Origin of the sequence: Providencia sp. PROV255 (assembly GCF_028478065.1) — a bacterium.
GTDB lineage: Bacteria > Pseudomonadota > Gammaproteobacteria > Enterobacterales > Enterobacteriaceae > Providencia > Providencia rettgeri.
This window is the reverse complement of record NZ_JAMPMI010000003.1, coordinates 425,449-438,425: the sequence shown is the minus strand read 5'-3', so window position 1 is coordinate 438,425 and position 12,977 is coordinate 425,449. Positions and strand designations below refer to the sequence as shown.

The following is a 12,977-nucleotide window of genomic DNA, read 5'->3' as shown; positions in this document are numbered from 1 at the left end:
TAGCTGAAGAGGGAAAAATGGATAAAACCAAAAAAGCACAGGAATTGGCTCATCAAATTGATGAGGTCGATGTCGTGCGCTACTTAACGGAAAACCCCTATTTTTTTCTTCGTAATGCGCAACTGTTGGAACAGCTAAAAGTACCCCATGTTGTGCGGGAAGCTATCTCATTACCTGAGTTAGTGATGAGTCGTCAACGGTTGAAAATCAAAGAGCTCGAACAAGATATTCGTTTTATGGTTGAGCAAGCTCACGAAAATGTGGAGCTTTTTGATGAATTGTTAGTGTTGGTGATTGAAATGTCATCAGCAGAAAGTTTACAGCAAATGCTGCTAGCGCTAAATCGTTGGGCAAAAAAACTGGGTTTATCCGGTGCTCAAGTGCGTTTGTTTAGTGACAGCTGGCATTTATCCGCTCCTTTGGATGCGCATCAATTAGTTATTTCGCGTCGTGTATTTGAACCCGTGAGAATTCAACGATTTGGCGATAAACGTAACTACCTCGGTCGGTTGAATGGCCCTGAAATTCAATTACTTTTACCTGATGCATTAAATGTCGGTTCAGTCGCTATTTTACTGTTTGGTCAGCATGGTGAATCCGGTATGGTCATCTTTACTAGTCGGGATCGTGAACATTATCAACATGGTATGGGAACGGTCATGTTGGAGAAAGTCGCTCAGATTCTACCGAGGTTATTATGCCAATGGATAGAACGCCTATAAAAAATCAGCCTGAAGGGCTGATGACCCAAATTGAGGCCTTTCTGTATTATCTGCGTGTTGAACGTCGGCTAAGCCCTGTCACGATAACTAATTATCGTCGCCAATTGAGTGTTATTGTGGAAATGTTAGTCTCACTAAATATCCACGAATGGCAAAAAGTTGATGCAACGATTGTGCGCAACGTTGCCGCTAAAAGTCGTAAATCGGGCTTACAAGCCGCAAGTATGGCGTTGCGGTTATCATCACTGCGCAGTTTTTTTGATTGGATGGTGCACCAAGGGGAATTACCCGCAAATCCCGCAAAAGCCGTTCATGCCCCTAAATCCAAAAAGCGTCTTCCTAAAAATATGGATGTGGATGAAGTCTCCCAACTTTTGAATATGGAGAGTGGTGACCCGCTCGTCGTACGTGACCGAACGATGCTTGAAGTGATGTACGGCGCAGGGTTACGTTTATCTGAGCTAGTTGGGCTAGATGTTCGCCATCTTGATTTAAATACGGGTGAAGTGTGGGTTATGGGGAAAGGGAGTAAAGAACGCAGGGTGCCAATGGGAAAAACTGCCGTGAGTTGGCTACAGCGTTGGCTTGAGATGCGAGAGCTCTATGAGCCAGAAGATGACGCTGTTTTTATTTCAACCCAAAGTGGTAAACGTATTTCGAATCGGAACGTACAGAAACGTTTTGAGCAATGGGGTATAAAGCAAGGGGTTAATAGCCACATTAACCCGCATAAATTACGCCACTCTTTTGCGACACATATCCTTGAATCAAGTGGGAATTTACGTGGAGTGCAAGAACTTCTTGGGCATGCAAATTTATCGACAACACAAATCTATACGCACCTTGATTTTCAGCACTTAGCAAATGTTTATGATGTGGCTCATCCAAGAGCAAAGAGGGAGAAACCTTAATGCATTTTTACCGTCCGTTATCACCCATTCTGGCGATCACGTTTGATTTGGATGACACGCTTTACGATAACCATCCAGTTATTGATAAAACGGAAGAAGAAGTTTTACGTTTTGTCCGTGAATATGACCCGCGTTTTAATCATTTTAGTAATGAAGATCTTTATGCTTTTCGTCGTCTTGTCGAAGAGCAAGAACCTGATATCTATCATGATATTTCACGCTGGCGTTGGCTTTCTTCCAAAATGATGTTTTGCCATTATGGCTACTCAAAAGAAGCCGCACAAAAAGGGGCAGATGACATCATGGCGCATTTCACTTATTGGCGAAATAGAATTGATGTCCCAAAGTCTACTCATGAAACACTGTGCCAACTGGCAGAAAAAATTCCGCTGGTGGCGATCACTAATGGAAATGCAGAACCGGAAGCGTGCGGGTTAGGTCAATATTTCCAATTTGTCTTGAAAGCAGGGCCTGACGGGCGCTCTAAGCCATTTTGCGATATGTATCGTTTAGCCGCGAAGCGGCTTGAGATTGAGCCACAATTTATTCTTCATGTTGGTGACAACTTGCTAACGGATGTTGAAGGTGCAATTAACAGTGGCATGCAAGCTTGCTGGATCAACACAAACCAAAAAACACTGATGGAAGAGAAAGAGGTGCGTTTATTACCGCATGTGGAAATTTCGCGGTTGGATTCTCTCTTATCATTGGTATAATCATTTACTGTATAAAAAAACAGTGGCATTCGCCATTGTCAACAACCTCACAGTGGTGTTAGCCACTGTTTTGCTTTGATGGTAACTATGGACGTCTCTTATCTGCTTGAAGGTCTTAACGACAAACAGCGCGAAGCGGTTGCCGCACCGCGTACCAATTTACTTGTCCTTGCGGGGGCTGGTAGTGGTAAAACTCGGGTGCTAGTGCATCGAATCGCATGGCTGATGTCTGTGGAAAATGCTTCTCCATTTTCAATTATGGCAGTGACATTCACGAACAAAGCAGCGGCAGAAATGCGCCATAGAATCAATCAATTGATTGGTACTAGTGAAGGCGGTATGTGGATAGGAACATTCCACGGCTTAGCGCATCGTTTATTGCGCCAACATTATATGGACGCCAATTTACCACAAGACTTCCAAATTCTAGATAGTGATGACCAATACCGTTTAATTCGTCGTTTACTTAAGGCGATGAATTTAGATGAAAAACAATGGCCGCCACGTCAGGGGATGTGGTACATCAACGGCAAAAAAGATGAAGGTCTGCGGCCTCAGCACATTGAAGCCTATGGTAACCCAGTTGAAGCCACATGGTTAAAGGTATACCAAGCTTACCAAGAAGCTTGTGATAGAGCCGGGCTGGTGGATTTTGCGGAATTATTGTTACGCGCCCATGAATTGTGGTTAAACAAGCCTCACGTATTGCAGCATTATCGTGAGCGCTTTACCAATATTCTTGTCGATGAATTTCAAGATACCAACAATATCCAATACGCATGGATCCGTGTACTCGCTGGAGATACAGGCAAAGTCATGATTGTTGGTGATGACGACCAGTCAATCTATGGCTGGCGTGGTGCGCAAGTCGAAAATATCCAGCGCTTTCTCAATGATTTTCCTGGCGCAGAAACTATCCGTCTAGAGCAAAACTACCGTTCAACGAATAATATCTTAAAAGCGGCGAACGCACTGATTGCGAATAACAGTGACCGCTTAGGGAAAAATTTATGGACGGAAGGCGGAGATGGCGAGCCAATATCCCTCTACTGTGCGTTTAATGAGTTAGATGAAGCACGCTATGTGGTTGGCCGCATCAAACAATGGCATGAAAATGGTGGGGCCTTACAAGATTGTGCCATGCTGTATCGTAGTAATGCCCAGTCTCGTGTATTGGAAGAAGCGCTCATCCAAGGTGCAATGCCATATCGTATTTATGGTGGGCAACGTTTCTTTGAACGCCAAGAGATTAAAGATGCACTTTCTTATTTGAGATTAATAGCAAATCGTAATGATGATGCCTCTTTTGAACGAGTGGTAAACACACCAACCCGTGGCATCGGTGATAGAACATTAGATACTGTTCGCCAAACTGCACGGGATCAACAGCTAACACTATGGGAAAGTTGTGAGTACTTACTTCGCGAGCAGGTGTTGGGAGGTCGTGCAGCGGCCGCAATTGAGCGTTTCTTAGAATTAATCGATGCGTTAGCCAAAGAAACTCAAGATATGCCATTACATGTTCAGGCAGATAGAGTGATCAATGACTCAGGCTTGCGTGCGATGTATGAGCAAGAAAAAGGTGAAAAGGCACAGGCTCGTATTGAAAACTTGGAAGAGTTAGTCAATGCAACCCGTGATTTCAGCTATCAAGACGAAGACCAAGACTTAATGCCATTGCAGGCTTTTCTTTCTCATGCGGCATTGGAAGCTGGAGATGGGCAGGCGGATGTCAGCCAAGATGCTGTTCAATTAATGACTTTGCATTCAGCTAAAGGCCTAGAGTTTCCAGTTGTATTCATTGTGGGCATGGAAGAAGGCATGTTCCCAAGTCAAATGTCGATGGATGAAAGTGGTCGTCTTGAAGAAGAGCGTCGTCTTGCTTATGTCGGTATTACCCGTGCAATGGAAAAACTCACGATTACTTATGCAGAAAGCCGTCGTTTATATGGCAAAGAGGTTTATCACAGGCCTTCTCGTTTTATTGGTGAGTTACCGACAGAGTGTATTGAGGAAGTTCGCTTGAGAGCGCAGGTTTCAAGACCCGTTAGCCATCAGCGCCTTGGTACACCGGTTAGTCAAAATGATTCGGGTTATGCCCTAGGCCAGCGTGTTATGCACCCTAAATTTGGTGAAGGCACGATTATTAACCTTGAAGGCAGTGGGGAGCACTGTCGCTTGCAAATCGCCTTCCAAGGTCAAGGGATTAAGTGGCTGGTAGCGTCTTATGCGCGGTTAGAAAATATATAAAAATCATATTACCAATAATAAATATCACTGATAGTTAATTCAGTGATATTTTGCATAGCAATAATAAGTAATTAACTCGCTAATTATTTATTATTGTTATGATAATTAAATTAGGTCTATGTCTGTTGTATTATATAAATACTAAATTAGTTATTTATTACCTGCTCATGTATCATTTTTTGCGGTACATATCAGTTTTATAGTATTAATACACTAAGGGATATAAAAATATGGGTGCTAATTTTGATATTAAAAATAATGAAAAGCATAAAGAAATTGAGTCATTACTTCTATCAATAGAAAATCGAATAAAAAAAATAAAAAGCGTAGAGGACTCATTAAGACAAGAAATTGCAGAGTTGAAAGAAAGAAAGTATACAGATGATGGAGTATCGTCAGAACCATTAGTAAGAGAAATGAAAGATAAATTAAAAGAGATTTTAATTAGTAAGGTAAAATACCAAAGAACACTCAAACTAGTGAATAAAACAATTAAAATTAGAACGGATAATATTATTGGCGGTTCAGAACTAAATCCTGAAGCTGATTCTACGATGAATGAAAGAATAAGTATGGTTAATTTAACTTCAATAGTGTCACATAAAACAAAAAATAAACTATCTGATTCAGCAAAGGGTAACATTATTAGTTTCAATAATCAGAGTATTAAAATACAAAAAGCGTTAACTAGAGTTATGGAACTAACAAATCAAATAAATAGCGAATATAAAGAAGCTAGATTGAAGCCATTAGTCCAAGCTAGTAATCAGCAAGCCATTAGCGAGCAAATGGCTTCTTTTTCTATGCCTGATAAAATGAGTGCTGTAATAGAATTATCAATAAAAATGAAGAGTATTACTCACCATAACTATGGTGGTTTAGATAGAACAGGGCAGTACTTATAGAGGCATTTAAGCTAACTAATCGTTTTACTTCTGGAATTAAAGGTATTCAACAAAGAGTTGAATACCTTTTTTAATTTTATTGTATGGTTGAATGATAAGTGTGAGTATTGTGATTTTTACTTACTTTATGATAATTAACATTATATTTTTAGTGATTGGTATTGATTGATTGTTTTCATTATCAGGATTCAAGTTTTTAATTTTATTTTTACATCTTTTTGCCGTATAAAGTTTTACCGAGTAACCTTCCTAACATTCATCATGTCAATTAATAAACTTATTGATTCGCTTTCCTCACAAGGCTGGTATGTGTGGGACGATTTTCTGACCTTGTCAGATATCCAAAGGATAAAACAATGCATACCCAATACATTACAAGATGCGCGTATTGGGCATCGAGATTCATTACAAGGTAATAAAGCGATTCGCGGCGACCAAACGGTTTGGTTGGAGCCCGAAATGGGGAGTTCTATAGTTCATTATCTCAATAAAATGGAGCAGGTCAGGCAAGAACTTAACTGTCAGCTTTATCTTGGTCTACGTGATTTTGAAACACATTTTTGCCGTTATCCAAATGGTGGTTTTTATAAGAAACACGTGGATAACCCAAGAGGTGTCGGTCGACGAAAAATTACGACAGTTCTATATATGAATGAACAATGGCACCCTAGCGATGGTGGTGAATTGGTTGTCTATGACCAAGAAGATAATCAATTGTTTAAGTTAGAACCCATTGCAGGTCGTATGATCTTTTTCATGTCAGAAGAATTTCCTCATGAAGTGCTCCCGACAGAACAAACTCGCGAAAGTATCGCGGGGTGGTTTTTAACTGAAAAAATACTTTAACCCGTTCAGGCTATTACCACCTCTTATAGAGGTGGCTGATAGAAGTATTCTCATTATTTATACACATAACAAATTTTATAATAGTTATTTTAATATATTTATTTGATTTTCTGTTTTTCTTGATGTTAAATTTATTTGAACTTTGGTTTTTTTATATTAAATTATATTTTCTGCTGTGTGACTAAATTATATAAAAAGGAGTTTATAAATGAACGGCACTGATAAGTTTGGTTATGGTTCTAAACAATTTCAACAAGGTGTTAGTATAGCGGAGTATAATCGCCAATTAGAAAAAGCTTTGAAGGAATTAAGCGAAAAAAATATTGGTGATACCGTGATGATTAATTCTAATAATGATATGTCATCATTAATACAAAGTGTAAATTATTTCCCAGTACCAAAAGACCATTGCTCGGTTATTGAGATGGGTTGCTACTCCTCTAAATTGAATAATTCGATTCTTTATGATTTTAAATAATCTACTTTAGAAATCGAATCATTGGATATTGTTTAATATTACATTAAATTATGTGCCACCTCTAATTCGAAGTGGCACTAATTTTACATTAATCGTTTAAATTCATTTCCTACAAAAGTCATAGTCGCATTTCCTCGCTCAATTTGATAGTGAGATTGATGGCGCTGTTTATCTAATGCATTTGATTGTTTCGATTGATACTCATCAAGCTTCCATTGTATTAATTGTTTTGCGAGTTTTTTATTTGCATGTTGGCTACGTTCAGATTGAACTTTAACTGTAATTCCCGTAGCAGCATGCTTAGCTCTAACCGCTGAGGACGTTTTATTAACATGCTGCCCTCCGGCCCCTTGCGCTTTGGTGAACTCAAATTCAATTTCACTCTCTTCAATTGGTTTAATGGGAGAGAAACGGGTGACACTCAAAAACCAATTTTTACGTTTATGTCGCGGCCTAATAGGGCTTTGGCATTGCCATTGGACTGTACCGCACCAAGACTGGGCCAATATTTCTGCATCTTCACCTTCTAGGCAAACTAAGGCAGATTTTAGCCCTTTTTTAGAGGGAAATGACTCCAGTACGTCATAAGCGATATGATATTTTTTAGCCTCTTGTAGAAAGCGGGCAAGGGCCTTTTCAACAGCAATACAACATTCTTCAGGCCCCTGAGCAGCGGAAAATTGTAGCAATATCATGAGCAATCTCCACTGGTTTTATAGGTGATAACCGGCTTAAGTCGTGCAATAACTTGGATGATGCCAATATTCACCATGCTTTCAATTACAGTATCAATGGATTTATAAGATTGTGGGGCTTCTTCGTAAATCAATTGTTTGTTTGCACAGATAACACGACTGCCTAATGCCGTTCTTGATAATTGAATCGGTGTATATTTATGAGATAAGCGCCCTTTACACTCAGTTCGCATCCACTTGCGGCCAGCTCCGTGAGCAAGAGAATTCAGACAAACTTCACTTGGCTGTGGGGATACCAGATAGCTGTAATCACCTCGAGAACCAGGGATAACAACTAGCCCGCGATCTGATGGCGTGGCGCCTTTTCGATGTATCCACCCATCAATGCCATTGATTTTACAAGATTCAACTAGGTTATGATTAAGGTCGAGAACGCATTTACCTTTTGACTTTACTTGTTGCAGCATACGTAAACCGATCATTTGGCGATTTAGTTGGGCAAAATCTAAGGCATTTTGATGCGCTTCTAAGTAATTTTTAGCATCTTGAGAGCTATCTATAAGCCCATCATGGCTATGACTTTCTACATGTTGACGAAGAATTGATTGGCCTAAACCACGAGAGCCACTGTGAACTAATAACAGTAATTGTTGTTTATTCAAGCCACTCATACCGAATAATTCTGGGTTTAATATTTCGTCAACGGCTTGAAACTCAGCAAAATGATTCCCGCCACCAATAGAACTTAATGATGGCATAAAGTCATGTGATTGCATGTTATCTGGGACATGTTCTTCAAGCCAAGATAGAGGCGCATGATCTGACATTTCAAAAAGTTGTTTTTCGAGTTTATCGAGGTTAACTTTCGATTTTTTAATATCCGTTTGAAACAGTGTCATTCCACAACCGATGTCATTACCAACCAGCGCAGGGTAAAAACGCTTGGTAGAGAAAAATGCAGCACCAATTGGATAGCCGCGACCAGGATGTAAGTCAGGCATGCCGACAACGGATACCATATCAGGTAAGTTTGCGGTTGTTTGTAATTGTTGGATTGCTTTGCTTTCAATCCATGTTGATTCTGTGGCGATGTAGCTAACTTGCTGATCCACAGTATGTAAGGTATTGCCCATAAGCTATTAACTCATTTTTTAATTGAAAAATAAGGTGATTAGCAGGCAAATTTAAGAAAATAGATTAACTAACGAGAGTGACTATTTCTGAGTGTGCCCGCAAAGAGTTTGATTAATTGTTGTCATGGTAAACCTCCTTGCAGTTAGTAGATGAATATAAAACGCTGCGGATACTAACGGTAACTTTTTTCTTTTGCAAGCGCTATTTTTAGCATTACGGATTTTTAGTCATTTTCTGAGATAAAAATATAAGTAAATAATTTAAACCTATTAATGATTATTTACCTAATAATTATTTAAATAAACTATTAGATAATTAAATTTATATTTTTATTTATTTCTATGGAATTAAACGTGAGTGAGATATAAAACTTTGTTATTATTTTGGCGGGTGCTTGAGCCTTTCTGGTTTAAGCATATTAAGTTGGAAGAAATGTTTGGATTAGAAAGGAAAAAGCCCCGTTAGTTATTATTAACCAACGAGGCCCGATCTAAACCTGAACAGTTGAGATTGTGCCTCTTAACCATTAAGAGGTCAAGGGAAATGAGCAAATTCGCAGTGATGGCGTTTGTTTTTGCGTTTATTACCGTGTTCAGTATTTCAGTATTAATGCAAGATAGGCTTTGTCTAATCGTGATTAGTCATGGAAATACAGTTGTTCAAACAACGTTTTCTTACGAAGAGTAATGTTGCTTTACGAGGGAAGTTATTCCCTCGTAATTTCCCGATTTAATTGTGCGTATTCAGGTTTGGAATTAAATGCCCAATTAAAAACACCCCAAGATATTATTTAATCTTTGGGGTGTTTATTTAATTAGCTATCTAAATAATTAAATTATTAAGCAATATGTACAGTTTTTCCGCCAATAATAGTACGTAATACTTTTACATTCTCAATATCATCTGCAGGGATCTCAAAGACATTGCGATCTAGCACAATCATATCTGCAAATTTTCCTGCTTCTAATGAACCAAGTACATCTTCACGGTGCTGTGCATAAGCTGAGTCTATCGTCGCAGAGCGTAAAACCTCAATGACCGTTAAGTCTCGGTCATTATCAAGTCTTGGCGCTTTTTGCCCATTTATGTCACGACCACGGCGTGTTGCAGCCACTTTTAAATCATACCACTCGTCGAAATCATCAATTGGCCAGTCACTACCAAATGCAACAACCGCGCCAGCGTCGACAAATTTAGCGATGGGTTCAAGTTGCTCAAAACGTTCATCACCGAGCATTTTTTTCTCAAAAGCGGCGAGTTCTGGCGTTGGGGCGGCCCACTGGAAAGATAAGCAAGCGATGGTTTTTAAGCGCGCAAAACGGGCATAGTCATCAGCATGGACTAATTCATTATGAGCAAGCCCTGGGCGAATATCTTTTTCTGGGTGAGCAGCACGCATTTTTTCAATCGCATCTAAAACGATAGAAACGGCACCTTCACCAACGGTATGCAAGTGTGGGTCATAGCCCGCTGCGGCAATTTTTTCCATTAATTCATCTAGAATTTCAGCCGTGAAATAGAGATCACCGTAGTTATCGGTTTCTACCCAATTCGGAGCGTCATCCGTGCCTTGATTGATACGGTATGGCTGCAATAACGATGCTGTCATTGTTGGAAATTGCATCACACCATCAACAAACATTTTAATATTATTTAAGCCAATGCCAGGGGCTGGCGTCCAATCGGCTTGGTGCCATTTTTTGGCAAATGCAACGGCTTTATCAACAGCTGCCGCTACTGAGGCAACATCCGGTGTTTCATCAGGGGTTATTTCACGGGCAGCTTGGAAACGGATCGTAAGGTCGCCACGTTGTTGTAATTGAGAAAAGGCTTCAAGCTGTTGTTCTGAAACGCGTGCATCCATCACCATTGTCACACCTTGCTGATTAAGTACTTTCTGTACTAATTCAGCAACTTCAATAGCTTGGTCGTCACGAATTGAAGGAATGCTATCGGCAGCACGCATAGCGGGAGCATCTTCTAAAATACCGTTTAATTCACCATTCTCGTATTTACCAATCTTACCATCAGTTGGTTCAGGCGTATCTTTGGTGATACCGAATAATTCGAGGGCTCGGCTATTTGCTAGCAATGTATGGCAGTCATTTGAAAACAAGACGACAGGGCGTTTCGTATTGAGTTTGTCCATATCTTCACGGTACATATCAACACCTGCAGGGATCATACCTTGGCGCAGCCATGCAGTGACTTTGAGCCAATCATTTTCCCCGGTACGCGGGTCTTTATCGAGGTGATCTTGTACGCGTGCTAAAATTTGGTCGATAGTTAACGATTCATAATTTAAATGGCAACCGAAGAGTTGAATACCGCCCCAAAAAGGGTGCATATGACCATCAATGATGCCAGGCATCATCATTTTGCCTTCGAGATCGATACTCTCTGTCTCAGGACCAACATATTGATGAAGTTCATCAGAGGTGCCTGTGGCAAGAATATAGCCATCACGAACAGCAACCGCATCGACAACGCGATTTTTATCATCTGCAGTATATATATAACCGTTAAAGTAAATAACGTCAGCTAATTGATTATTCATTGTAAACCGTCTGTATCAGTGGTGCTTTGGTGGCACCAACGCTAAAAAAACAACGGGGAAGGCAAGTGCTCCCCCGTAATCATTTATAAGACTTGAAATGCTTAGTTAATAATCATTTCAGTTTCATCGTCAGAGATTGCAGGTGGACGACGAGTAAAACCATGGGTCAGAAGTGCTAAGTAAATTGCACCTGCAGCTAACCACCATAAACCCACTTTAAAGGCTTCGCTATCAAGACTTGTCCATAACCATAATGTTAGGATAACACCAATAGAAGGCATAATCAGGCAAGTGATAATTTTTGTATTATCCAGTGGTGCTTTACGGTCAATATAAAAATGTTTAATGACCGATAAATTCACAAAAGTGAACGCAATTAAGGCACCAAAACTGATCATTGAAGCGACCATGCTGAGCGAAAGCACTAATGAAAGCAGTGATGCTAGCGCAACAAAAATAATCGAGTAAATCGGTGTATTGAGCCTTGGATGTAGATAAGCAAACAGCGAACGAGGTAATACACCTTCACGACCCATCGCATAGAAAATGCGTACAATACTGGCTTGTGAGGTCATTGCTGAGGCAAATACACCAATAACATAAGCGGTGATAAAGCTAGATGCCATCATCGCTCCACCAACTTGTTTCATTACCGCAAGGCTAGCAATATCGGTATTAGGAATAAAATCTTGCCACATCGGATAAACCAGATGCGCACCATAGGAAATGATGACAAACAGCGTACCTGCGATAAACACGGTGTATAAAATCGCTTTTGGTAGCGCACTACGTGCATCTTTGGTTTCTTCTGCCATGGTGGAGATCGCATCAAAGCCAAGGAAGGCTAAGCAAAGTACCGCTGCGCCTGCAAATAACCCTGATACTTGTTCTGACATGACCGTAATCGGCGCCAATAAAGCGTCCGTATCCAATACAAATGAAGTTTTAAAACTCAAGTATAGGAACACGGCAATAAATACAAATTGCATTAAAATGATTAGCATATTCATTGAGGAAACTAATTTAATTCCCAAAATATTCATGATGCTAACAATTGTAATTGTGCTGCAAATAATGACGTACATTGGGATATCGGGGAACGCTTCGTGAACAAAGATCCCAATCGCAATGTAGTTAATAATAGGTAGAAAGAGGTAATCGAGCAGTTGTGCCCAACCCACTAAAAACCCGAGTGTGCCGCCAAAGGTTTTTTGCACGTATGAATAAGCAGATCCTGAAAGCGGAAGTGCGCTTGTCATGCGGCAATAGCTCATGGCAGTGAAAAAGACGGCAGCTAATGTAATTAAATAAGCGACAGGCAGATGGCCTTCACTTAATACAGTTACTTGTCCATAGGTGGTGAAAATTCCGAGTGGCACCATATAAGCCAGCCCGAAAAAAACTAACGCAGGTGTGGTCAGTACGCGTTTCATTTGAACGGTATTCTGTTGCATTTTTAAGCCCTTCCCAAAAGCCCTTAAACAACGTTAACTCTGTCTGAATGCACAGGCCGAGTGAACCTAAAATGCAGCCGTACTCGTCATACTTCGAATCACAACGTCGTTGGCTTTGCTCGCTCGCACTAGTCACATACTTTTGTATGCTCCTAGCGACTCCCTTGCTTGCCGCCTAGTTGTATTTTCGAATTATTTAGAGTCGTACTCGTCATACTTCGAATCACAACGTCGTTGGCTTTGCTCGCTCGCACTAGTCACATACTTTTGTATGCTCCTAGCTACTCTTTTGCTTGCCGCCTAGTTGTA

12 protein-coding genes are annotated in these 12,977 nt (G+C 40.2%); 8 read left to right on the top strand and 4 right to left on the bottom strand.

Annotation, left to right across the window (positions count from 1 at the left end):
• The first annotated feature begins 17 nt into the window (after window positions 1-17).
• From PR725_RS03470 to PR725_RS03440, 7 genes are all read left to right on the top strand, one after another.
• Window positions 18-722 (top strand): DUF484 family protein, encoded by a 705-nt coding sequence (locus tag PR725_RS03470; RefSeq protein ID WP_272567590.1) that lies wholly within the window; start codon window positions 18-20, stop codon window positions 720-722.
• The gene (gene xerC, locus PR725_RS03465) at window positions 704-1,633 is read left to right on the top strand and encodes a tyrosine recombinase XerC (RefSeq protein ID WP_042851726.1); all 930 of its coding nucleotides are present in this window, start codon (window positions 704-706) and stop codon (window positions 1,631-1,633) included. The genes PR725_RS03470 and xerC overlap by 19 nt, the downstream gene beginning before the upstream one ends.
• Window positions 1,633-2,349: a 5-amino-6-(5-phospho-D-ribitylamino)uracil phosphatase YigB gene (gene yigB, locus PR725_RS03460; protein ID WP_004907349.1), complete on the top strand. Its 717-nt coding sequence runs from the start codon at window positions 1,633-1,635 to the stop codon at window positions 2,347-2,349. The genes xerC and yigB overlap by 1 nt, the downstream gene beginning before the upstream one ends.
• Window positions 2,350-2,436: 87 nt before the next feature.
• On the top strand, window positions 2,437-4,599 hold the full coding sequence (gene uvrD, locus PR725_RS03455; protein ID WP_272567585.1) for a DNA helicase II: 2,163 nt from the start codon (window positions 2,437-2,439) through the stop codon (window positions 4,597-4,599).
• Window positions 4,600-4,829: 230 nt separating this feature from the next.
• Window positions 4,830-5,504, top strand: a complete 675-nt coding sequence (locus PR725_RS03450) for a hypothetical protein (RefSeq protein ID WP_123382188.1) — start codon at window positions 4,830-4,832, stop codon at window positions 5,502-5,504.
• 261 nt (window positions 5,505-5,765) lie between these two features.
• Window positions 5,766-6,350: a 2OG-Fe(II) oxygenase gene (locus PR725_RS03445; RefSeq protein WP_123382189.1), complete on the top strand. Its 585-nt coding sequence runs from the start codon at window positions 5,766-5,768 to the stop codon at window positions 6,348-6,350.
• Between the two features lie 208 nt (window positions 6,351-6,558).
• The gene (locus PR725_RS03440) at window positions 6,559-6,828 is read left to right on the top strand and encodes a hypothetical protein (protein WP_110731577.1); all 270 of its coding nucleotides are present in this window, start codon (window positions 6,559-6,561) and stop codon (window positions 6,826-6,828) included.
• 83 nt (window positions 6,829-6,911) lie between these two features.
• On the opposite strand, the gene prfH is transcribed toward PR725_RS03440, so the two are convergent.
• Both prfH and PR725_RS03430 read right to left on the bottom strand, forming a co-directional pair.
• A complete protein-coding gene (gene prfH / locus PR725_RS03435; RefSeq protein ID WP_123382191.1) occupies window positions 6,912-7,523 on the bottom strand; it encodes a peptide chain release factor H in 612 nt (203 codons plus the stop codon).
• Window positions 7,520-8,656, bottom strand: a complete 1,137-nt coding sequence (locus PR725_RS03430) for an RNA ligase RtcB family protein (protein WP_272567581.1) — start codon at window positions 8,654-8,656, stop codon at window positions 7,520-7,522. Before PR725_RS03430 ends, prfH begins: the two co-directional genes overlap by 4 nt.
• A gap of 544 nt (window positions 8,657-9,200) precedes the next feature.
• On the opposite strand from PR725_RS03430, the gene PR725_RS03425 reads away from it, so the two are divergent.
• Window positions 9,201-9,344 carry a Hok/Gef family protein gene (locus PR725_RS03425; protein ID WP_210850596.1) on the top strand — a complete coding sequence of 48 codons (144 nt, stop codon included), beginning with the start codon at window positions 9,201-9,203 and terminating at the stop codon, window positions 9,342-9,344.
• 151 nt (window positions 9,345-9,495) lie between these two features.
• Here the strand turns inward: PR725_RS03425 and PR725_RS03420 are convergent, their stop codons facing one another.
• Complete coding sequence (locus PR725_RS03420; RefSeq protein WP_004907365.1) at window positions 9,496-11,214, bottom strand: amidohydrolase; 1,719 nt, start codon at window positions 11,212-11,214, stop codon at window positions 9,496-9,498.
• Between the two features lie 101 nt (window positions 11,215-11,315).
• Entirely contained in the window at window positions 11,316-12,668 is a 1,353-nt protein-coding gene (locus PR725_RS03415; protein ID WP_004907367.1) for an APC family permease, read from the bottom strand.
• Window positions 12,669-12,977: the final 309 nt, after the last annotated feature.